Consider the following 22,337-nt stretch of genomic DNA (forward strand, 5'->3'; position numbering starts at 1 on the left):
GACGACGGATCGGCGTTCGCGGGTCTGCCGGCGGGGGGCGAACCGCCCTACGACGTGGTCGGGGTCGGGTTGGGGCCGTTCAACCTGTCGCTTGCGGCCCTGGCCGACGGGCTGCCCGGCCTGCGGGCCGTCTTCTTCGACCAGGCGCCGGCCTTCAGCTGGCATCCCGGCCTGCTGTTGGAAGGTACGACCCTGCAGGTGCCGTTCCTCGCCGATCTCGTCACCCTGATCGACCCGACCAGCAGATGGTCCTTCCTGGCGTACCTGCGCGAGCATGACCGGCTCTTCCGCTTCTATCTCTACGAACGGTTCCACATCCCCCGCCGGGAGTATGACGACTACTGCCGGTGGGTCGCCGACGGTCTCGACTCCACCCACTTCGGCACCCGTGTCGAGGCGGTCCGCTGGGATCCCGACACCCGCCTGTTCCAAGTGACGATCGTCCAGCCCCACCGGTCCGATCAGGCAGGGCAGTCCGGCGCGTCCCCGACACGGGTGGTGACCGCTCGGCACCTGGTCCTCGGGATCGGAACCGAACCGATCATGCCGCTGGCCTTCGCGGGGATGCCGAACGGGCGGGCCTTCCATGCGGCCGAGTACCAGCAGCGGCGTTCCGCGCTGGCGGGGCTTTCCCGGGTCACGGTGGTCGGCTCCGGACAGTCCGGGGCGGAGGTGTTCGCGGATCTGCTCCGCGCACAACCGGTGACCGGCCATCAGCTGACCTGGATCACCCGCACCCCCGCCTTCGCACCGATGGAGTACTCCAAACTCGGCCTCGAACAGTTCACCCCCGACTTCGTCCGCTATTTCCACGGTCTGGAGCAGACGACCAAGGACACGCTCGTTCCGGCTCAGTGGCAGCTCTACAAGGGGATCGACGCGGACACCATCGCGGAGATCTACGACCTGCTGTACGAACGGACGATCGGCGGGGCGGACGTGGCGGCGACGCTGCTGCCGGGCGTCGTCGTGGAGACGGCCTCGCAGCGGGACCGGGGCGGTGAGATCACTCTCGGCTGCCGCCACCGCGATCAGAACCGCGCCTTTCCCGTCCACACCGACGCGGTGGTGCTTGCGACCGGATACGCCGCCCGCCGGCCGACCCTGCTCGATCCCATGGCCGGACTGATCGACGTCGACGACAGGGGCCGCTTCCGCGTCGACGCCCGGTACCGGGTGGCGACCGACGCCGGTCTGACCGGCCGTGTCTACGTCCAGAACGCGGAGCTGCACACGCACGGCGTCGTGACGCCCGACCTCGGCCTCGGTGCCTGGCGCGCCGCGGTCATCCTCGACGACCTGACCGGCGGCGACGCCTACCGGCTGCCGTCGCCGTCGGCGTTCACGACCTTCGGGGTCCCCACCCGGTCGGGCCAGCCTGACGGGAACGGCCAGGCCTTAGGCGAGCGGCGCGTACGGCCGCGCGATCCGGCCCCGACCAAGACGGCCGGGACGGCCGGGCGTTGACCACGTCATGGTCCGCGCCACCGCCCGCGGCACCGTCCCCGGGGCGGACCGGGTCGGCGGACCGATGGCGGCAGGCCGGCCGTGCCCTGCTGGCCAAGCTCATCGCCGAAATGGCCTACGAGGAGCTACTCAGTCCGCAACCCGACGAGCCAGCGGATGCCGCGGCCGGGCCGGCGGGCTCCCCGGGCGGGCCGCCACCCACTGCACCGGCACGGACGAGCGATCCCGCGGTGCGCGGCGTGACCCCGGACGGGCGCAGGCACCCCCCGATCGGACGGGGTCCCATCCAGGGTTACCGGCTCCGAGCCGGGGGCGTCACATACGCTTTCACCGCCCGACGTGGCACATTCGGGTCCTGGTGGATCGATGCCGCCACGCTGACCCGCTCGGTTACGCCGCCCGGCCCGGACGGCAGCCCCCCCGAACCGGGCACCGCACCGACCGTTCCGGGCACCGCACCGGCGGACGACCCGATCCGCTTTCTCCAGGACATGCAGGTCCTGCTCGGCTGGTCCGATCCGGTCCTCGCCGACGTGGTACGCGATCTGCTCGCCACCCAGGCAGCCGATCATCATCTGCTCGGAACGGCGATTCCCGCGGTGGATCTCGCCGATCTGCCGTTCGTCGCGCTCGATGGGTACCAGACCGGCCATCCCTGTCTCGTCGCGAACAAGGGACGGCTCGGTTTCGGCGCGGCCGCGGCCGTCTACGCCCCCGAGGCGCGCCGGCCCTTCCGACTGCGATGGGTGGCCGCACACCGCGCGATCGGGCGGTACAGCGCCATCGCCCCCAAGGCCATCGACCTTTCTGGCCAGGGCGCGCCGACCGTGCCCGACCTGCTCACCACGGAACTCGACGAGCAGACCCGCGCCCACTTCACCGATGTGCTCCGCGGCGCCCTGCCGGACGAGCCACGCCGGCCGGGCCCCGCGCCCCTCTCCGCCCCACCCGCCGGACCACCCGCCGGTACGACGATCGCCGACTATGTCTGGCTACCCGTCCACCCGTGGCAGTGGGAGAACGTAATCGTGCCGCTCTATGCGGCCGAGATCGCCACCGGCCTGCTGGTACCGCTGGGCGAAGCACCGGACCGGTACCTGCCCCTGCAGGCGGTGCGCACCCTCGCCAACGTCGACCGGCCGGACCGGCGGAACGTCAAGCTCGCGCTGATGATCCGTAACACGCTGGTGTGGCGAGGGATGTCGGCGGCTGATGCCATCGCCGGGCCGGCGATGTCGAGCTGGCTGCTCGGGCTTCGCGACGCGGATCCCTTCCTGCGCGACGTGACCCGGGTTCTCCCGCTTCCGGAGGTCGCCGGCGCCACCGTCCGGCACCCGGCCTACGACGCCGTCCCCGACGCGCCCTACCGCCTCCACGAACTACTCGGCGTGCTCTGGCGTGATCCGGTGGAGCGGTTTCTCGACGGCGGGGAGCGGGCGCGCAGCCTCGCGTCCCTGCTGGCGGTCGGCTCCGACGGTCGGGCAGTCGTCGCCGAGCTCGTGGCCCGCTCGGGCCGGCCGGCGCACGACTGGCTCGCCGCGCTGTTCGCCGCTCTCCTGCCGCCGCTGCTGCACTACCTGTACCGGTACGGCGTGGCCTTCACGCCGCACGGCGAGAACGTCCTGTGCATCTTCGATGCCGAGGAGATGCCCCGCCGCATAGCCGTGAAGGACTTCGGCGCGGACATCGAACTGGTGTCCGGCGAGTTCCCCGAGCGGCGGGGGATGCCACCGGAGGCGGTCGAGCACTGCCGGCGGTGGCCCGGCCCGGTCCTGGCCCACTCCCTGCTCTCGGCGGTGTTCGCCGGGCACTTCCGCTTCTTCGCGGTGCTCGTGGCGGATCATCTCGATGTGGACGAGAACCAGTTCTGGCGGCTCGTGCGGGCGACGGTCGACCAGTACCACGCGAGGTTCCCGGCCCTGCGGGAGCGGTTCGCCTCGATCGATCTCCTCGGGCCGGCGTTCGGTCGGGTCTGCCTGAACCGCGAGCAGTTCGCGGGCGCCGGGTTCCACGATCGCGCCGACCGGGACGGAGGCTTCGACCTGATACACGGCGAGGTCGCGAACCCACTGCACGATGTGTCCACCCTCACGACGGGCCCGGCGCGACCGGCAGCCCCGACGGAACCGGCGCCGCCTACGGCATGAACGGAGAACGCATGACATCGTCGCCGGTTCCGACCCCGCCATCGGCCCAGGTTCCGGCCCGTCCCGACCCCCCGGACCCGCTTGAGCCACCTGAGCCGATCGGGCGGCCCGCACCGCGGGTCCAGCCCCGCCCGATCGGCCCCGGGTCATCGTCCGATCAGGCGCTCGGGGAGAACGCGGCCGGCCGGGGAGTGCTGCGTGACCTGCTGGCCGGAGCCGAACCGGTCGAGGAGATCATCGTCGCCACCGTCGACCTGCAGGGCCGGCTCGTCGGCAGCGCCGTGTCCCCGGAGCACTTCACCGGACCGGTGCTCGCCGATGGCCTCGGCGCCTGCACCTACCTGCACGCCGTCGACGTCGACATGAAGACCGACGGAGGCTACCCCCACTCGCCCTGGTACGACGGCTTCGGTGATCTACGGCTCCAGCCCGACCTCACCACGTTGCGCCGCGCACCCTGGCATCCGTCCGACGCGGTGGTGTTCGCGGACGCGTTCTGGCCGGACGGGTCCCCGGTGGGCGTCGCTCCCCGTGCCGTGCTGCGTCGACAGCTCGACGCGCTCGCAGCCTCCGGTCTGACCGCCTTCGCCGGGACGGAGCTGGAGTTCCTGGTCTTCCGCGAGTCCTACCGTCGAGCTGCGCGGCGCTCCTATACCGATCTCACCCCGGCCAGCCGTTACAACATCGACTACGCGCTTTCCGGCACGGAAGGCCTGGACGATCTGGTCCGACGCCTCCGGCGGGCGATGGCCGGCATCGGGGTGGCGGTCGAGTCCGCGCGCGGGGAGGTCCATCCGGGACAGTTCGAGATCGTGTTCCGGTATGCCGATGCGATGCAGGCCTGCGACAACCACACCCTCTACAAGACCGCCGCCAAGAAAATCGCCGCGGCGGGCGGGCAGGCCCTGACCTTCATGGCGAAGTACGACGAGGGCGAGGGGAACTCCTGCCATGTTCATCTGTCCCTGCGCGGGACGGACGGGGCGTGTGTGTTCGCGCCGTCCCCCGAAGGTGAGGGGGCGCTCGTCCGGCACCCCGGCTTGGCCCCACCGGGCATCGCACCCCCCGGTTTCCCACCCCCCGGCTCTCGCGACGACATCGCCGGGATGTCCGCGCTGATGTGCTCGTTCGTGGCCGGGCAGCTCGCCTGCATGGCCGATTTCGCGTTGCTGTACGCGCCCAACGTGAACTCGTACAAGCGCCTGGCACCGGGCTCATTCGCTCCGACCGGAGTCAGCTGGGGACGGGACAACCGGACCTGCGCCATACGGGTGGTCGGCGACGGGCCGGGCCTGCGCGTCGAACATCGGGTGCCGGGCGGTGACGCGAATCCCTACCTCGCCGTCGCCGGGATGATCGCGGCCGGCCGTTACGGCATCGAGCACCGTCTCCCGCTCGAACCCGGACGGGTGGGCAACGCCTTCACCATGCCGGACGTGCCACGGCTGCCCGCGACGTTGCGGGAGGCGGTGGACCGATGGCGCGCCAGTGCGGTGGCCCGGGCCGCCTTCGGTGATCGGGTCGTCGCCCATCTGGCCCATGCGGCCGAAGTCGAGCTCGCCGGCTACGAGCGGACCGTCACCGACTGGGAGCGCCGGCGCGGCTTTGAACGGTTCTGACCCCGCCCTGCTCCGGGACGGAGTATTCGCGTAGTCCGAACCGCCGATACAAAGTCCGCAAGGGGCCAGGGGCCCACCAGTTGTAGTCGCCGGCCACCCGCATGAAGGCGGGGACCAGCACCCCGCGGATGAGGGTGGCATCGAGCACGATCGCGAGCGCGGTGGCGATCCCGAACATCTGGATGAACCGGACCGACGAGGTACCGAACGCGACGAAGGTGACGGCGAGCAGCGCGGCGGCGGTGCTGACGATCCGCCCGACCCGGGCGAGCCCGGTGGCGACCGCCTCGGTGTTGGGCGCGCCGGCGTCGTGCGCCTCCTTGATCCGGGAGAGCAGGAAGACCTCGTAGTCCATCGAGAGCCCGAAGGCGATACAGAAGAGCAGGACCGGCATGGAGGTGTCCAGCGGGCCTGGGGTGAAGTCGAGGAACCCGGACAGGTGGCCGTCACTGAAGATCCACACTGAGGCGCCGAACACGGCGCACATCGCCAGCCCGTTGAGCACGATGGCCTTCACCGGTAGCAGCACGCTGCCGGTGAACAGGAACAGCAGCACGAAGGTCGCCAGCGCGATCAGCCCGAGGGCGACCGGGAGACGGTCGGCGATCGTGGTCTTGCCGTCTACCAGGACGGCGGATGCGCCACCGATCAGCACGCTGGTCCCCACGGGCGCCGGCACCGCACGCGCGGCCCGGACGAGGGCCTGCGCATGGTCCGACGCATAGTCCACCGCAGGTACGACCTGGAGGGAATCCGCTCCGGCGATCGCGAACCGGCGGCTGGCCGGACCGGGCGGTACGACCCGGCGCCCGTCGATGTGGGACCCGAGGGCGCTGTCGACCCGGGCCACGTCCGGCAGTTCGGACAGCGCGGTCGCGTAGGAGGCGAGCGCGGACCGGTCGATCATGCCCGGCCCGGTGGCTTGGACGACGACGTCGAGCGCGCCGCCGATGTCGGCGGCGAACGCGCCCCGCAGGGCGTCACCGACGATCCGGCTGTCCGCCGAGCCCGGCTTCAGCACCCGGTCGTCCGGGGTGCCGAAGTTCACGTGCAGAAAGGGCGCCCCGAGGACGAGCAGAACCGCGATCACCGGCAGGCCGGTGAGCACGGGGTGGCGCATCACGGTGCCGGCGACCTGACGCCAGAACGGCGAGTCGGCCGCCTCCCGCACCACGACCGGCGCCGACCCGACCGGCGCCGACCCGACCGGCGCCGACCCCGCCGCGCCCGCGGGCCCGATCGCCTCGCCGCCCCGGGCACGACCGGCGCGGCGACGCCGCACGAGCCCGAGCAGACCGCCGATCCCCCAGGCGTTGACCCGCTCGCCGAGCACCATCAGCAGCGCCGGCAGGGCCACGACGGCGGCCAGCATCGCGACGAGGGTCACCGAGATCCCGGCGTAGCTCATCGACTTCAGGAAGAACGGCGGGAAGACGAGCATCACGGCCAATGCCACGATCACCGTCGCCCCACTGAACAGGATCGTCCGGCCGGCCGAGCGGACCGTCCCCTCCACCGCGGTGGCGCGGTCCCGACCCGCCGCCAGTTCCTCCCGGAACCGGCTGACCATCAGCAACGAGTAGTCGATGCCCAGCCCCAGGCCGAGGGCCGTCGCCAGGTTCACCGCGAAGATCGACACGTCGGTAAGCTCACCGATCACCGAAAGCGCGGCGAAGCCACCCAGCATGCCGAGCAGCCCGATACCCAGCGGCAGCAGGGCGGCGACCACGCCCGCGAACGCGATGACCAGCAACGCCAACGTGATGGGAATGGCGAACGACTCGGCGGCGGCGAGGTCGGCCGAGACGTGTCCGCTGATGTCCTCCCCGACCGTCGCGGCCCCACCCGGTCGGACCGTCACCGCCCCCGGCGCGTCCGCCCACGACCCATAATGATCAACGATGTCGGCGGCCTGGTCATCGTCCTGGACACTGGCGACGACGAGCGCCTGCCGACCGTCCCGCGAGCGCAGCGCCGGACCGCCCCCCGTCCAGTAGGACACGACGTCCCTCGCCCCGGCCTGGGCGGCGAGATCGGCCGCAACCTCCTTCCCCGCGGCGACGACCGCCGCGTCGTCGACATCGCCCGCCCGGGCGGTCACCAACAGGAGGAGGTTCGGGCGGCCGTGGAAGCGGGCGTCCAGGACGTCCTCGGCTCGGGAGGAGTCCGACGCTGGATCGTCGAACCCCCCCGTCTGGAGTTTGCCGAAGGCACCGCCCGCGAGCCCACCGGCGCCGAGCAGCACGAGGAGCGTAAGGACGAGGACCAGACGCGGGCGGCGCGTCACGAGCGCCACGAGCGGAGTAAACACGGAACCCTCCGAAGAGCAGGCGATGCTGAAGAGAACAGTGTTCGCGATCGCTGCTCGTGTCAAGACGCATCCGTTCGCAAAGTTGACAGCGTTCTCGTCGAGACCCACCATGACCGTGGTGAGCAGTCCGGTTCCCCGTCGCGAACGACTGCGGCAGGCCACTCTCGACGAGATCAAACAGACCGCGCGCGCCCAGCTGGCCGAGCGTGGCCCGGCTGCGCTCTCCCTACGGGGGGTCGCCCGGGTGATGGGCATGGCCCCATCGGCCCTGTACCGCTACGTGGACAGCCGGGAGATCCTGCTGGCCGAACTGGTCGCGGACGGGTTCGCCTCGCTGGCGGAGGCCCTGGAGGCGGCCTTCGACGCGGCCGATCCGCATGACCACCTACGACGCTGGCTCCAGGTCGCCCGCGCGCAGCGCCGCTGGGCCCTGGACCACCCGACGGAATACGGACTGATCTTCGGTCCCGGCATTCCCTGTGCCACGTCGACCAACGACCGGATGATCACACAGCTGCACCGCGCGGTCGCGGTGCTGTTCCGCTGCATGAGCGAGTCGACCGGGGCCGGCATGATCGACACCGCCGCGGTGGACGCCCAGCTCACCCCGCCGATGCGCGCCAGCCTGCAAGCCTGGGGACGCGACCACGACGTCGCGATCGACGCCGCCGGACTCGCCGTGTGCCTGGCCGTCTAGACCCAGTTGCACGGCTTCATCTCCTTGGAGATGTTCGGGCACCTCCCCCCCGCCCTTGACGACATCGACGAACTGTTCGACCGGCAGATGGCGGACGCGATCATCCGCGTGTGGCGAGGCGGGTACAACCTCGCCACGGTGATGCCCGTCCCGCCGGCCGACCGACCGGTCGCGAAGTGACCACCCGGTGCCGGCCAGTCGGTCCGGTGATTGACGGTCCGGTGGTCGCCGGGCAGCGGTTCAGCTGCCCGGCGACCGGCCGCCGGACGGTCAGGCCGAGGTCCGCATTCGCCGCCCCAGTGCGTCGAGCGCGACCCGACGGGTACTCTTGATCTCCGGCAACCGCGCCTGATAAGCCGGTGCCGTGGCCAACGGCTGGTAGAAGCCGAGCCGCGGAACGAAGTCGGTGTCGTCGTAGCCCGGCGGCCGGTGCAACGCATACGTACGACCCGGGAAAAGCAGGTCGTAGTTGTCGGCGATCTGCCAGATGGCGACGTGCGGGTCGACCCGCCGACGCTGAAAGTACGCCTCCAGGACATCGATTGTGAAACTAATCTCATGGAACTGTTTGACCAGGCTGTGGTAGTGCTGGCCGACCTGATACTTGATCGGTAGTTCGACCTGGAGACTATCGGAGTAGTCGAGCAGATCGAGAGCCAGAACCTTCAGTGACGTCTCGACGCCGTACCCCCGCGAGAACGCCAGCGCCGCGAAGACGTCCGCGTCGATGACGAACTCCCCGATCAGCGGCTGGATTGTCCGAGTGATGGACGGCACATACCTGGCGAGCTGTTTCGACAACAGCGACCGCAGCATCTCGGTGGTTCGCCCCCCGGGCTGCCCGTCGCCAGTCACTCTACGCGAACTTCCGTTGACGAAAAGCGGGGCGTTATCGGCAGTCGCGGCGGCAGCCAGGACACCCACTGTATATGGATCATAGCTTTCCAGATCGGCGTCATGGAAGATGAGCCGACTCCCGAACGCAAGATAGGCGAGACTACGCATCGCACCCGCCTTGCCGCCGGTCGTGGTGGCCTCTCGGCCCGCGTGACGCTGCAGGACCGACTCCCCACGCACGACCCAGCTGGCGCCCGCGTCGGTCGCGATGCGCATCAGGCCATGTTCGTCCCCGTCCGACGACGGGTCGACAACCACGCCGATCTCGTCCAGCACGCTACGCTCCTGCATCCAGCGTTGCCGGTTGAGTGCGATGATGTCGCCGAGAGTTCGAGCCGCCTCCGGGCCACGGGCCGGGATGAGCAGACTCAGAGTGATGCCCTTGGCGAGTTTGTCGACCTCGATTGAGTCGAGGTCGAGGCTGGTGGGTTCGAGCGTTCGCACGGACGCCCCTCTCTCGTGACCTTTCTTCGGTACGGACAGCCCGTACCGGTGATGACGTCCAGATGGGGATCTGGTGCGGCATTGCCGGCGGTATCAGACGGGCTGGGTAGGGAATCCCCCGGCCACCCCGGACCGCATGATTGCGTACCTCCGTTCACAACGCCTCATCCGCCCGAGTCGTAGCCGGTACCTCCCCGCGTGTTCCGGTTCACCGCTTCCGCCTCTCGACCACCCGGGAACGATCGGTCCGCCACATGCAGGTGCTGGAGCGTCAAAGTATCGGTCTTACGACCGTGTCCGTCACTCCCCATCTTTCTCGAGGGGGAACAACCACCGCTTCTGGGACAAGGAGCGAACACTCGGCGCCGCACCAGCACGGCGCATGACCCCGCCGTGCCACGGAGAGTACCCGACCAAGCGCCCGGAACGGTTACTCCAGGACCGATCCGAAAGAACTACCCCCACACGGCCCGCCGATGCCACCGGATGGGCAGAATCGCTCACGGCGTCCTACTCTCTTTCGATCATGGCCATGGAAGGAAGACCGGCGCGCGGCCGGACCATCCCGAGGACGGACGATCGGGCGGCGCTCGCCGACCTGCCCGCCGCCGTGGCCGCGCTCACCATCGCGTACGCCGGGACACCACGGCGGATACGGCATCCGGGGCTGGGGGCTGTCTACTCGAACCAACCCTCTCGCCGACGTCATGCCCACCGACGTCATGCCCACCGACGTCATGCCCACCGACGTCATGCCCACCGACGTCATGCCCACCGACGTCATGCCCACCGACGTCATGGCCCGGTCTGGCGGAGCCGACCGCGACCCGGTCCCGTCCCGCGGCCTTGGCGGCGTACAGCGCGCGATCCGCGGCTGCGACGAGCGCGAAGGTGTCGTCCGCGTGATCGGGGAGGGCCGCCGCTCCGACCGAGACCGTCACAGCGATCAGCAGCGACTCCTCGCCGGTGTCTCCCCGGACACCGGCACCCGACCGGGCCTGGCCGCGCGCCCTCGTCGGCTCCGCAGACCCCGCAGCCCCGGACTCCCCCGTGCGGGCCGGCGGATCCGGAACTCGCGGCGCGGGCAGGACGATCCGGACGGGTTCTCGTCCGACGCCGCGGCGCAGACGTTCGGCGATATCGGCGAGGGCGTCTCCCCGGACATTCAGCGTGAGCAGCGCGAACTCCTCACCCCCGTAACGGGCGACGACGTCACCGGGACGGGTCACGACCAGCAGTCGCCGAGCCACCTCCGTCAACACCTGATCACCAGCCGGATGGCCGAATCGGTCGTTCACCGACTTGAAGTGGTCGACGTCAACGAGGATCAGCCCCATTCCGGATCCGGTGCGTCGTACCCGACCGGCCGCCAACCTCATCTCGGTCTCCAGATAGCGGCGGGTACGCAGGCCGGTCAGCCCGTCCGTGATCGCCAGACGCCGCTGGTCGGCCTCCAGGCCCGCCATCCGAACGATGATCAGAATCATCATGATCGCACTTACGGCCACGGCGACCAGCAGATCCCGTAGATCACCACGGATCACCTGCACGGCCAGCACGGTCGGAGCCACCAGCCCGGCACTCGACAGTGCCACCAGGCGCCGGCCGCTGCGCGCCTGCGCACGCGGGGACGCCGGCCGCGTGAGGTCGACCATGGTCGGATGCAACCCGGCGGCGCCGAGGGCGAGGTTGCCTGTCAACCAGATCGCGTCGAGGTAGTTGCCGACCTCGAAGGTCCCGTTCGTCTGCTGCACGACGTAGATGGTGTCGGCGGTCAGGTTGGCGAGCAGATTGCCCGCCAACAGGAAGAAGGCGGGTGGGCGGCTCCCGTGCCCCAGCACGAGACGGATGGCCACCCCCAGCAGCGCCAGATCCATCGCCGGATAGGCCACCGAGGTGACGCCGACGAACAGATCATGGTCCGCACGCACCTGCGGCGCGATCAGGTAGAGCCAGGACAACAGAACCGCCGCGAGCAGGAACATCGATCCGTCGAGCAGGCCGGCGATGTCCCGTTCCTGGGTCCGTCGCCGGGTCAGCAGAACGAGACCGACGACGAACAGCGGATAGTGGCCCAGATATAACACATCCGGCAAGGCCGGATACTCTGTGATGTCAAGCACATAGTGAAAGATGTAGAAGGCACCATCGCCTATGGCGTACATCACCTGGCTGATTCCGATCAGCAGCCAGGGACGTCGGTCGGCCAACTCCTGGCGTCGCAGGCCGAGGAACACGGCCCCCGCGGCCGAGGCGCTGAGGCAGAGGTAGATGACCAGCCGGACGGCACGTGGGCCGCCGGTCGTGGGAAACTGGCCGTAGACGAGGATGGCGATCAGACCGAGACAGAGATAGACAAGCCAGACGTGGCTACGCCAAGCGCGCCGCCACGATGGAGCCGGCATCACCCCTCGGTTCGCGACGCGGGATCCGTGCGGGACAGCGGACGTGGCAGCGGTGCCGGGGTCCACCGGGAGGTCCGGGCCGGTGCGTCGTCCAGCTGAACGTGATGCCGTTGATGGGCGTTCGTTGTCGGGTTGACCGAGGGAATCGAACCTGTCGACCGTGCAGGACCGGCTGGCGGTGAACAGCCGCCCCGGAGGGACCGGGCCATGAGCAGCCTCTCAGTGTGGACGTACGGGTGGTACGCGTACCGGCCACGTACGCCTGTGGTGCCTTGCGGCATTCCGTTGCCGCTCACGGCACCTACAGCGCCACTGAGCCCACCCGTCTGGTTTCGACGGGTCGGAACGCCGCGACCTACCGAAACCGTATCGAATGGTTGCTCTTCGTACAGGAACATTTGAAGCCCGATGGGCACTATTGTCCGATCATTTGTCCGATCATTGTGCGGGATTCGCCCCGTCCGGACGGATCTCGACTGGCGCGGTCACGAAGGGCGAGCTTCGCCCGGACCACTACGAGCCGATGATCGGCAAGTCAGGCCGACGACCGCCGTCGCGGACGTTTCCGCGACGCGGGTCAGGGGTGGGCGACGAAGTTGAAGTGCGCCCCCGACGCGAAGGTCGTCCGGAACATGGGCAACGTGTAAGGACCGTCGCCGTCCAGATCGAAGATGCGCAGTCCGAGATCATTGTCGACGAGCGTGTACATCTCGTCGGCCGTCGTACCGTAGTCCCGGGCACCGGCACCGAACTCGAAGACGAGATGCGGCCGGCTGGAGCCGATCAACTTCTGGCCACCCTTGAACACCCCGTACTCGGCCCCCTCGACGTCAACCTTGATCAAGGTTGGCCGGTAGTCGGCCGGCATCGCGTCGTCCAGCGTCTCGACGGCCACCTCGATCCGTTCGACGTCCTCACTGTCGGGCACCCGATCACGCAGCCCGCTGTAGGCGGGCCTGCTGCGGACGTAGGTGAAGGGCAGCACCCCCGGCTGGTCGGCGAGCGCGGCCTGTCGTACCTCCACCGCCGGGAAATCGGTGGTCAACGCCGCGGCCATGTGCGGCAACGGCTCATAGGCGACGTGCCGGCCTCCCGGGGCGTGCCGGAGGATGGTCCGCAGAACGTCACCCTTGTGCGCGCCCACGTCGATACAGTTCGAGTCCTCCCGGAGGACGAAGGACAGCAGCAGCGCCAGATGCCGGTCGTCGCTGCGATTGCGGCGGGCGGTAGGAACGACGTTGTCACGCACCAGCTTCAGCGCCGGGCCGAGGCCGATGTCGACCGCCACCCGCCGGGCCCTTGCCAGCTGCTTTTCCATCCGAGGATCCATCCGCCGCGACCTCCTGTTGTTCAAGCGGTGACCTGCCGGAGTGTCATCGCCGAATGACCCATTATGACAGTCAGTACACCACTATTGGGCGAACATGATCCACGGTCAAGACCAGTAACAGGAATTTCAAGTCCACTTCATTCCCGCTCGACCCCGCTCGACCGATAATCCTTACGTCACGAAAGAGTTCGACTTCTGAACCCTTCCGCAAGGGAAGGGTTCAGAAGTCGCGGCAGACTACCCAGCGAGACCGTTCGACCTCGCATCGGCCGCCGCCGCGATGGAGAAAATCGACGGCGGCCGCGCCGGCATCCCGTCCTCAGCGGGCTCCGGCGAGAATCTGCTCGTCGACCGGCTCCGCGGCGAAGGATCCCACCGGTGGGCAGGTGCAGACCAGGTTGCGATCACCATAGGCGCCGTCGATCCGACGTACCGGGGGCCAGTACTTGGCGGCCCGCAGCGAAGCGACGGGATAGGCCGCCACCGATCGCGGATAAGCGTGTGACCATTCGTTGGCGGTAACCATCTGTGCAGTATGCGGAGCATTATGCAGGGGATTGTCGGTCCGCGGCCAGATACCGTCTCCGACCTTGTCCGCCTCGGCCCGAATGGAGATCATTGCGTCGCAGAAACGATCGATCTCGCCGAGATCCTCACTCTCCGTCGGCTCGACCATCAGTGTTCCGGCAACCGGGAATGACATGGTCGGAGCATGGAAACCGTAGTCGATGAGACGCTTCGCCACGTCGTCCACGGTGACGCCGGTCAGCTTCGTCAACGGCCGTAGGTCCAGAATGCACTCATGGGCGACCAGCCCGTCCCGGCCCGCGTAGAGCACCGGATAGTACGGATGCAGCCGGTGGGCAATGTAGTTGGCGTTCAGGACGGCCACCGAGGTTGCCCGGCGCAGGCCGTCCGCCCCCATCATCCGAATGTAGGCCCACGGAATCATAAGAATTCCGGCCGAGCCCCACGGGGATCCCGAGATCGGGCCCACTCCGGTGGCCGGTCCTGCCTCCGGCCGCAGCGGGTGGTTCGGCAGATAGGGCAGGAGTTTCTCGACCACGGCCACCGGGCCGACCCCCGGACCCCCGCCCCCATGCGGGATGCAGAACGTCTTGTGCAGGTTCAGGTGGCTCACGTCGGCCCCGAACTGCCCCGGCCTGGCGAGCCCCACCAGAGCGTTGAGATTCGCTCCGTCGACGTACACCAGACCGCCGGCCTCATGCACGATCGCGCACGCCTGCCCGATGCCCTCCTCGTACACACCATGGGTCGACGGGTAGGTGACCATCAGCGCGGCCAAGGCGTCCGCGTTCGCGCGGGCCTTGCGGGCCAGATCGTTCAGGTCGACGTTTCCGTCGTCGTCACAGGAGACGACGACCACCCGCATTCCCGCCATCGCGGCGCTCGCCGCATTCGTCCCGTGCGCCGAGGAGGGAATGAGACAGATGTTTCGCACCACGGATCCGGGAACAGCATGATCGCGGTGATAGGCCCGGATGGCGAGCAGCCCGGCGAGCTCACCCTGGCTGCCGGCATTCGGCTGGAGGGAGACCCCCGCATATCCGGTGATCTGCGCGAGCCAACGCTCCAGGTCCTGAATCATCGCGAGGTATCCGGCGGCCTGGTCCAACGGGGCAAATGGATGGATGTCAGCGAATTCCGGCCAGGTGACCGCGGCCATCTCAGTGGTCGCGTTGAGTTTCATCGTGCACGACCCCAGGGGGATCATGCCCCGGTCAAGAGCCAGATCAAGATCGGACAGTCGACGCAGATAGCGGAGCATCGCGGTCTCCGACCGATGGTCGTGGAACACCGGATGCTGCAGGTAGGGATCCGTACGCACCAGTTCGGCGGGCAGCGCCACCGGCTCGTCCGCCGCTTGGTCCGCCTGGTCCGCCTGGTCCGCCTGGTCCGCGCGGGCCACGAGATGATCGTTCGCCGCCGCGACGGACCCGGTCCAGGCCCCGGTCCGGATCTCGGTCCCGGTCCCGGTCCCGGTCCAAGTGATGCCCGCCGTCGCCTCCGGGCCCACCCCGAAGGCCGACCGGACGGCCTCCAGCTCGGCCTGGCCCGTCGTCTCGTTGCAGGAGATACCCACGTGGTCGTCGTCGACCAGCCGCAGGTTCACGCCCCGCGCCAACGCGTCCGCAACCACCTGGGTGGCCCGGCCCGGCACCGCGGCGAGGACGGTGTCGAAGAACGCGTCGTGCACCACCGTCACACCGGCGGCGCGCAGGCCTTCGGCGAGGCGCACCGCGTGCCCGTGGATGCGACGCGCGATCCCGGCCAGGCCCTCCGGGCCGTGGTAGACCGCGTACATGGAGGCGAGTACCGCGGGCAGCACCTGGGCCGTGCAGATGTTGCTCGTCGCCTTCTCCCGTCGGATGTGCTGCTCACGGGTCTGCAGGGTGAGCCGGTACGCGGGTGCGCCGTCCGCATCGACCGACACCCCGACGAGCCGCCCCGGCAGGGACCGTTCCAGCCCCTTGCGCACTGCGAGGTAGCCGGCGTGCGGGCCTCCGAAGGACAGCGGTAGTCCGAACCGCTGCGTGCTCCCCACCGCGATGTCCGCGCCGAGGTCGCCAGGCGCCCGCAGCAGGGTCAGCGCCAGCGGATCGGCGGCGATCGTGACGACGATGCCGCGCTCCCTCGCCGATGCGATCACAGCACGCACATCCCGCAGGACGCCCGCCGGCCCGGGATAGGACAGCAGCAGGCCGAAGGCCGCATCCAGCTGCGCCGGGCCCACGGCCGTGAGTCCGGCTGCGAGATCCGCGACCACCACATTGATCCCCAGCGCCTCCGCCCTGGTCGCGACCACCGAGACGGTCTGCGGGAGGGTGTCGGCATCGATGAGGAACGTCGCGCGGGAACCCTTCGCCGTCCGAAACGCGATCTGCATCGCCTCGGCCGCCGCGGTCGGCTCGTCCAGCAGGGAGGCTCCGGCCACCGCAAGGCCGGTCAAATCAGTGATCATCGTCTGGAAGTTGAGCAACGCTTCCAGGCGGCCCTGGGAGATCTCCGGCTGGTACGGCGTGTACGCCGTATACCACGCGGGGTTCTCCAGGACGTTGCGCTGGATGACTCCCGGCATCACCGCGGGATGGAATCCCAGCCCGATCATCGAGGAAACCGGTCGGTTCCTGCTACCGAACGCGCGTAGGGCCGCGAGCACCGCGGGCTCGCTCAGCGCCGCGGGAAGATCCAGATCATGGTCACGGATGCTTGCCGGGACGGCCGCGTCGGTGAGCGCGGCCAGTGATTCCACCCGCAGCGCATCCAGCATCTCCCGTTGGGATGACGGGTCCGGGCCGATGTGCCGATCGGCGAACCGCGGGATGGCCGCGGCGGGCAGCCGCCTCGCACCGTTCCTGCCCACCGCCGCGGCACTGCCCTGTCGCGGCGCCCCCGACCGCGCGTGCGACGACGCGGGACTGATGGTGGCGGTCGTGGCGGTCGTGGCCGGTCCATCGGCAGCCGTGGCCGGTCCATCGGCATAGGGGGTGTCGTCGTACTGGGTGACGTCAGGCATGATGACTGCTCCGGAGGTCGGGCGACGACGGATCATGCCGGCGCCGCGGCGGGCCTCCCCCTCTGTCATTGACCTGAGAGCTTCACCAGCGCCGCCGCCGGCAGTCCGGGGAGCTGCGGGCGGGGAACGCGGCTTTCACCGTCGGCGGGACACCCCACGGCGTCCACTTTCCAGAGTTGCCTGACCCGGCGGTTGGGGGCCTGAGAGTTTATGGGGAGAGCTTGCTCCTTCGGCGTCCCGAACGGCGAGCGACCGGGACTCTCCCGCACGGGCGTGAGCGGCATCGGTATGGAGTTGTGGGACGGGGCACGGATGACCCGGGGATGCCTACCAGTAGCGAATGATCGACTCCCAACTGGCGCCGGTCCCCTCGACGCCGGCTGCGTTCAGCCACGATTCCACTCCCCGAACACTAGCTGCGGGGGCCCCGCGGGCCAACCAGCGTCCCCCACCGAAACCTGTCCGCAACATGAACACACGAACCCGTGGGGCCGTGGGCCCCGACCACGGGCTCACGGGCTCACGGGCTCATCGTTCGTCCGCCATCCGATCCCGCGGGCGGTGGCAGCGGCCTCGGCGTCAAGGCCGCCCGCCGGTAGGCGATACGACCGCGGATAACTATATATTTAGACACATGTCACAACTCTACAAAAAATATCAAGAAACATCAAGATTCCGAGATGTGCTTCAGGACTGACGTCGAAAAACCGGGCCATGCCCCCTGGAATGCCCTCCCGATGCTCTCCCACCCGCGCGGACGACACCTACACAGATGAAATGCGAGGTATCGCCGGGTCGCCGGACTGCACGCGCATCATACGGTTCATCTGCACCATCCGACGCCGACGCCCGCCATGAAAGGTGCGGCCGGGCAGGCCGAACGCGGACACAGACACGAGGGCGTCATCACACGAGCTGGATAGGAAGACGGCCAGTAAGCCGTCATCGTCGACTACCCGGCAAAAAATTCGCCATGGCAATTGATCATGTGGCAACCACCGCCTGGGGTTGAACCGGTGCGGCGTCTGGACTTAACCTACGGATGCCGGCTGCGCGAGCTTCATTGCACTAGCTTCATTGCACGGCGACCACTCTGGGCGATGGCAAGTAGGAGGAGAACTCCTCTTTCCGCCGTCCAACATCACGGGGAGGTAGAGCTCGATGCAGGGCCTTCGGTCACTGTTCAGAGGTCGATGCGCCCTTATCCCGTCACTCCACACGCAGGGCACGGATGCGTATCCGCATCCCGGCAGCCCGGCGGTCGCCGGGGTGCCAGCGGGGAGACCGGTACAGCCGTTCCACCATTGGAACCCGACCGGGCCATGAGATCGCTCCAGAGAGCACAGTCCTTCGGCCAGCTGGCATCCCTGGTCAGCCTGATCGGGGTGGGTGTCGCGCTCAGCGCGCTGTTTCAGCTGTTCCACCTGCCGAATATCTCGAAGGTGCACGGCTATCGGATGGCCATCGCGGTGCTGCTGGCGGTCGGCCTGTACGGCGCCACGCTGGGGATCGCCCGCGCGGCCTGGGCGGACATCCGCCGGATCGTGCTCGTCGTCACCGTGGGCGTCGCCCTCAAGGCCCTGCTGATCGGTGGCGCCCTGGCCCTCGCGCTCGGCGACCCGCTGTACCTTCTTCTTGGCGTGGTGGTCGCCCAGATCGATCCCCTGTCGGTAGCCACGCTCACCTCGGGTTCGCGAATGTCCGAACGCGGTCAGGATCTCCTGCGTAGCTGGGCTGCCTTCGACGATCCCGTGACGGTACTCCTTACTGTGTCCCTGGTCACAGCGGTCGGTTCGACGTTCGTCAAGGACCAGCCCGCGATGACGCCGGATCTCGGTGGACCGTCGGGAGTCAGCGGTTTCTTCGTCGGCTTGGCGCTCAACCTCGGCCTCGTCACCCTCACCGCCCTGCTGTGGCGGGGCGCCAAGAGAAACGCGACCAGCGCCCTGGCATTGACAACGGGTCTGATCATGGTGGCAGCAGGGTTCTTTCTCATGCTGGCGGTAGCAATCGGTGGGCTGATCCTCCGTCCCGATGCCAAGCTCTTCCCCGAGCGCGGGGACGACTTCTTCCCCCACCTCGTGGAGAGGACCGTACGGGTCGCGTTCTATGGTGCGGCGGTCGCGCTCGGCCTGCTTCTCCAGGGCTCCGGCACGTTCGCGCTTTGGTGTGATCGTGGCCGTGCGTCCTGGGTGGCGCTGATCGCGTGATCGATCCAGGTGTTCGTTGTTCTGGCCTGCTGGGCGGTGCCCTGGCCGGTTCTGTCAGCTGAGGTCCCGGTCCGCCCGGAGTTGGCTGGTGGGGTCCCGGTATGCCCTGATCGGGCGGGCGCGGGGGTCGGCGGGCGGACACGGCCAGGTCACGCGTCGCTGAGAAGAAGACAGGCACGGCGCCTGTAGATCACGGAGGTGTCTAACGTCTTCGTGGTCCGGGAGCGCACGTGCCTGTGGGGGCATTGTCGCGTGACGCGGCCGGTGTGGTGGGAGCCGGCGCGGTGTCGCGTGAGGGAATCTGGCAGCGGCTGCACGCGATGGGCGAGCACCGGGGCCGACGTGGGCGGGTCTACCCGCTGGCGGTGCTGGCGGCGGTGTGGCTGTGCGCGCTGACCGCGGCGGGCCATGACCGGGTCACCGCCGTGATCGAATGGCTCGCCGGCACCACGGAGGAGGAACGGCGCCGGCTGCGGCTGCCGTACGACCCGTTTGACGGCTACCGGCTGCCGAGCGAGTCGACGATCCGCCGGTTCCTCAACGACACCGACGACGCGCGGCTCGCCCGCGCACTGCTCGATCCGCCGCTGGCCGACCCGGCCCCGCCGAAGCCGGCGTCACCCGAGGCGGCGGGAGAAGCGGTGCGGGCGGTCTACGCACTGGATGGGAAGACCAGCCGCGGCGCGAAGCGCGCCGACGGGCGGCAGGTCCAACTGGTCGGGGTCGCCGACCAGGCGACCGGCCGGCTGGTCAACCAGCACGAGGTGGACTCGAAGAGCAATGAGACGAAGGCGTTCCGCCCTGTCCTCGAGCCCCTCGACCTTGCCTGCGACCTGTTGACCTTCGACGCTCTGCATACCGTGCGCGACCATCTCGACTGGCTGGTCACCGACAAGAAGGCCCATTACCTTGCGGTCGTGAAGGGCAACCAGCCAACGCTGCGCGCGTTCCTGGCCGCGTTGCCGTGGGCGGACGTCCCGGTCGCCGACACCACCCACGACCATGGCCACGGCCGTGACGAGACCCGCACGCTGAAGGCCGCGACCGTCGAGCACGCCGAGTTCCCGCACGCCCGCCAGGCCGTCCGGATCCAGCGCTGGCGCCGGGAGAAGGGCAGGAAACCCAGCCGGGAGACGGTCTACGGCATCACGGATCTGGCCTTCGAGCAGGCCTCGGCCGGGTTCCTCGCCGACGCCGCCCGCGGCCAGTGGATCATCGAGAACCGTCAGCACCACGTCCGTGACGTCACTTTCGGTGAGGACGCGAGCCGGAGCCGGACCCGCCGCGGCCCGGCCAACCTCGCGATCTTCCGCGCCACTGTCGCGCACGCGGTCCGCGCCGCGGGCCACCGCTACGTTCCGGCCGGGCGCCGGGCCTGCAAGACCGCCACCGCCGCGCTCGACCTGCACGGCTTTCCCTGACGATACGGACATCCAGGCCGTCCCGTCGGCGCGCGGACGAGCCGGTCATAACGCGAACGTGCCGGAGCCCTGCCTGCTTCTCTCCGGCGGAATCGCCTTTGTCCACGGGGCCGCTCTGGGAGCCGCAGCCTTCGCCGCACAGGGTCTCGTCGGCTACCTTCTGACCCACCGCATGTCCCGACGTGACCGGGTTTATCTGGCCGCTTCCCAACAGAACGGCATCACGAGTATCGTGCTGTCCCTGGCCTTGGAGCCGGCGATTCCCGGGGTCGCCGCCGTCGTCGCTCCGGCGATCGTCACCATCAACCTGCTGCACTGGCTGATCAATCGCTGGATCGGCACCAGGCCGAGCGTCTTCGGAATCACCGCCGCGGACGACGCGGCCTTCGACGACCGCGGCCTTCGACGACCGCAGCCTGCCGCTGCGGGAGATGTCCCCGCGGGGCAGCGACCTGCTGGCTGTTGAGTAAGTGATGCGATGTGTGAGTGAACTTGAAGCAGGGGGCGCAGCGTGCGGGTGCCCACTACGTCACCGCCTACCGCTGGTTTCGGGAAGGGAAGCTGCCCGTACCGGCGCGCCCGGTCGGGCAGCTGATCCTGGTCGAGCCGTCCGCCGTCGAACGCCCCGCGGGAGCCGCCGCGGTGTACGCGCGGGTCTCCCCCGCCGACCGGCGTCCCGGCCCTGACCGTCCGGTTGCCCGTGTCACCGCATGGGCAACCGGACGTGAGCTCGAAGACCTGCTCCGGCTGTGGGGCCGCCATCCGGCAACAGGTGGCTGCGAGCAAGGCGCCTACTCATGCTTCATGACCCGCAACGGTCAGACGAAGACCGTCTCGGCTGGGCGCAGGAGCCGCGCCAAGGCCTCGGCCGGAAGCACCGCAGCATCGGCCGGATGGGTTGAAAGCGGAGCAATCTGGGTGCGGTAGCAGTCGACCGCTCGCTGCTTGGCCCGATGCACGTCGACGGGAAGATGCACCCGTCGCGCCCTGGCCCAAGGAACTCGCGGGTCGTCCGGCACCGCCCAGTGCCAGGTCCAGATGGGGTACTCGAGCAGCCGGGTGCCCGCCCGCGCGGCGGCGATCTCCGCCGCCCGACCCGTCGCCTCATGATCTGGATGACGATCCCCGGCATACGTCGCGAGCAGCCACCCGTCGGCGGTGAGCAACGGTTCCAGCTGGTCGGCCAACAACTCCTCGTGCCCGGCGACCCGCCCGTCGCGCAGGCCGACCCGATGCACCGGTACCTGGGCCAGGCCGAGTTCGGCGAGAGCGGAATGCTGTTCCGCCACCCGTCGCCGCGCAAGCTCGGCCGGCGACAGCGTCGGAGATCCGGGATGGGATGCATCACCATCAGTCACAGCAACAACGGTGAGCGACACACTCAGCGTAGACAGGATGGTCATCAGACCACCGATGCCCAGCACCTCATCGTCCGGGTGGGGAGCCACGATCACCGCGTTTGTGGGCGGAACGGTCAGGTCCAGCTCCGCCCACCCCGGATCCCATCCCTGCCAGACCGATTCGGGGGTCCCGCTGTCGTCGGCGAAGGGCCGACGCTCGTCCGCCACGCGTTCCTCCTGCATCGTTCTTCCATACGGCATGCGGCGCGGCACCGCACGGACATCGGTGCGGTCATCGGCAACGCCACACGCACGGGGCGGCATAGCGCCCCCACGACGCCGGCAGGCACCATCACAGTCCCATCTTCCGGGCACAGTCCCATCTTTCGGACAAAGCCCACTCTCCCGGGTGCGCCCACGTCGCAAGCAGGGTGGGCGGGGCGGGACTGCGCTGGGCTTGAGCGACGGGCCGAAACGCGACGGGCCAGAACGCGACGGGCCAGAACGCGAC

12 protein-coding genes, 2 pseudogenes and 2 riboswitches are annotated in these 22,337 nt (G+C 69.1%); of the genes and pseudogenes, 8 read left to right on the forward strand and 6 right to left on the reverse strand.

Annotation, left to right across the window (positions count from 1 at the left end):
- Positions 1-24: 24 nt before the first annotated feature.
- Genes FRANCCI3_RS20495 through FRANCCI3_RS20505 form a run of 3 tightly spaced genes read left to right on the forward strand, consistent with a single transcriptional unit; the run spans position 25 to position 5,233 of the window.
- Positions 25-1,467, forward strand: coding sequence for a lysine N(6)-hydroxylase/L-ornithine N(5)-oxygenase family protein (locus FRANCCI3_RS20495; protein WP_035941600.1), 1,443 nt, complete (start codon positions 25-27; stop codon positions 1,465-1,467).
- Positions 1,464-3,614 (forward strand): IucA/IucC family protein, encoded by a 2,151-nt coding sequence (locus tag FRANCCI3_RS20500; protein WP_011438428.1) that lies wholly within the window; start codon positions 1,464-1,466, stop codon positions 3,612-3,614. Before FRANCCI3_RS20495 ends, FRANCCI3_RS20500 begins: the two co-directional genes overlap by 4 nt.
- Positions 3,615-3,625: 11 nt before the next feature.
- Positions 3,626-5,233 (forward strand): glutamine synthetase family protein, encoded by a 1,608-nt coding sequence (locus FRANCCI3_RS20505; protein ID WP_011438429.1) that lies wholly within the window; start codon positions 3,626-3,628, stop codon positions 5,231-5,233.
- Here FRANCCI3_RS20505 and FRANCCI3_RS20510 read toward each other — a convergent pair.
- Positions 5,193-7,544: an MMPL family transporter gene (locus tag FRANCCI3_RS20510; RefSeq protein WP_011438430.1), complete on the reverse strand. Its 2,352-nt coding sequence runs from the start codon at positions 7,542-7,544 to the stop codon at positions 5,193-5,195. The two genes, FRANCCI3_RS20505 and FRANCCI3_RS20510, sit on opposite strands and share 41 nt — an antisense overlap.
- Positions 7,545-7,653: 109 nt before the next feature.
- On the opposite strand from FRANCCI3_RS20510, the pseudogene FRANCCI3_RS20515 reads away from it, so the two are divergent.
- Positions 7,654-8,421 (forward strand): annotated as a pseudogene (locus FRANCCI3_RS20515) (TetR/AcrR family transcriptional regulator).
- 90 nt (positions 8,422-8,511) lie between these two features.
- On the opposite strand, the gene FRANCCI3_RS20520 reads toward FRANCCI3_RS20515, so the two are convergent.
- From FRANCCI3_RS20520 to gcvPB, 4 genes are all read right to left on the reverse strand, one after another.
- Positions 8,512-9,582, reverse strand: a complete 1,071-nt coding sequence (locus FRANCCI3_RS20520) for a hypothetical protein (protein WP_011438432.1) — start codon at positions 9,580-9,582, stop codon at positions 8,512-8,514.
- 620 nt (positions 9,583-10,202) lie between these two features.
- Positions 10,203-11,987: a GGDEF domain-containing protein gene (locus FRANCCI3_RS20525; RefSeq protein ID WP_011438433.1), complete on the reverse strand. Its 1,785-nt coding sequence runs from the start codon at positions 11,985-11,987 to the stop codon at positions 10,203-10,205.
- A gap of 577 nt (positions 11,988-12,564) precedes the next feature.
- Positions 12,565-13,305 (reverse strand): FkbM family methyltransferase, encoded by a 741-nt coding sequence (locus FRANCCI3_RS20530; protein ID WP_232235106.1) that lies wholly within the window; start codon positions 13,303-13,305, stop codon positions 12,565-12,567.
- A 331-nt stretch (positions 13,306-13,636) separates the two neighbouring features.
- Positions 13,637-16,855 carry an aminomethyl-transferring glycine dehydrogenase subunit GcvPB gene (gene gcvPB, locus FRANCCI3_RS20535; RefSeq protein WP_011438435.1) on the reverse strand — a complete coding sequence of 1,073 codons (3,219 nt, stop codon included), beginning with the start codon at positions 16,853-16,855 and terminating at the stop codon, positions 13,637-13,639.
- Between the two features lie 55 nt (positions 16,856-16,910).
- Positions 16,911-17,034, reverse strand: a riboswitch (glycine riboswitch).
- A riboswitch (glycine riboswitch) is annotated at positions 17,035-17,132 on the reverse strand.
- Positions 17,133-18,177: 1,045 nt separating this feature from the next.
- On the opposite strand from gcvPB, the gene FRANCCI3_RS20540 reads away from it, so the two are divergent.
- The 4 genes and pseudogenes from FRANCCI3_RS20540 to FRANCCI3_RS28420 all read left to right on the forward strand — a co-directional run.
- The gene (locus FRANCCI3_RS20540) at positions 18,178-19,065 is read left to right on the forward strand and encodes a hypothetical protein (RefSeq protein ID WP_049761005.1); all 888 of its coding nucleotides are present in this window, start codon (positions 18,178-18,180) and stop codon (positions 19,063-19,065) included.
- A gap of 230 nt (positions 19,066-19,295) precedes the next feature.
- On the forward strand, positions 19,296-20,486 hold the full coding sequence (locus FRANCCI3_RS20545) for an ISAs1 family transposase (RefSeq protein ID WP_011434597.1): 1,191 nt from the start codon (positions 19,296-19,298) through the stop codon (positions 20,484-20,486).
- 58 nt (positions 20,487-20,544) lie between these two features.
- Positions 20,545-20,952 (forward strand): hypothetical protein, encoded by a 408-nt coding sequence (locus FRANCCI3_RS20550; RefSeq protein WP_035959121.1) that lies wholly within the window; start codon positions 20,545-20,547, stop codon positions 20,950-20,952.
- A gap of 20 nt (positions 20,953-20,972) precedes the next feature.
- A pseudogene (locus FRANCCI3_RS28420) lies at positions 20,973-21,218 on the forward strand (IS607 family transposase); the annotation flags it as partial.
- 86 nt (positions 21,219-21,304) lie between these two features.
- Here the strand turns inward: FRANCCI3_RS28420 and FRANCCI3_RS20555 are convergent.
- A complete protein-coding gene (locus FRANCCI3_RS20555) occupies positions 21,305-22,087 on the reverse strand; it encodes a PIG-L deacetylase family protein (RefSeq protein WP_011438437.1) in 783 nt (260 codons plus the stop codon).
- Positions 22,088-22,337 lie beyond the last annotated feature (250 nt).

The organism is Frankia casuarinae (assembly GCF_000013345.1).
In the GTDB taxonomy this organism is placed as follows: domain Bacteria; phylum Actinomycetota; class Actinomycetes; order Frankiales; family Frankiaceae; genus Frankia; species Frankia casuarinae.

What these genes read in the sequence shown, in the direction of transcription:
- FRANCCI3_RS20505 (WP_011438429.1), top strand. Translation starts at nt 3,626, where the DNA reads ATGACATCGTCGCCGGTTCCGACCCCGCCATCGGCCCAGGTTCCGGCC.
- FRANCCI3_RS20525 (WP_011438433.1), bottom strand. Translation starts at nt 11,987, where the DNA reads ATGCCGGCTCCATCGTGGCGGCGCGCTTGGCGTAGCCACGTCTGGCTT.
- FRANCCI3_RS20530 (WP_232235106.1), bottom strand. Translation starts at nt 13,305, where the DNA reads ATGGAAAAGCAGCTGGCAAGGGCCCGGCGGGTGGCGGTCGACATCGGC.
- gcvPB (WP_011438435.1), bottom strand. Translation starts at nt 16,855, where the DNA reads ATGCCTGACGTCACCCAGTACGACGACACCCCCTATGCCGATGGACCG.
- FRANCCI3_RS20540 (WP_049761005.1), top strand. Translation starts at nt 18,178, where the DNA reads ATGAGATCGCTCCAGAGAGCACAGTCCTTCGGCCAGCTGGCATCCCTG.
- FRANCCI3_RS20555 (WP_011438437.1), bottom strand. Translation starts at nt 22,087, where the DNA reads ATGCCGTATGGAAGAACGATGCAGGAGGAACGCGTGGCGGACGAGCGT.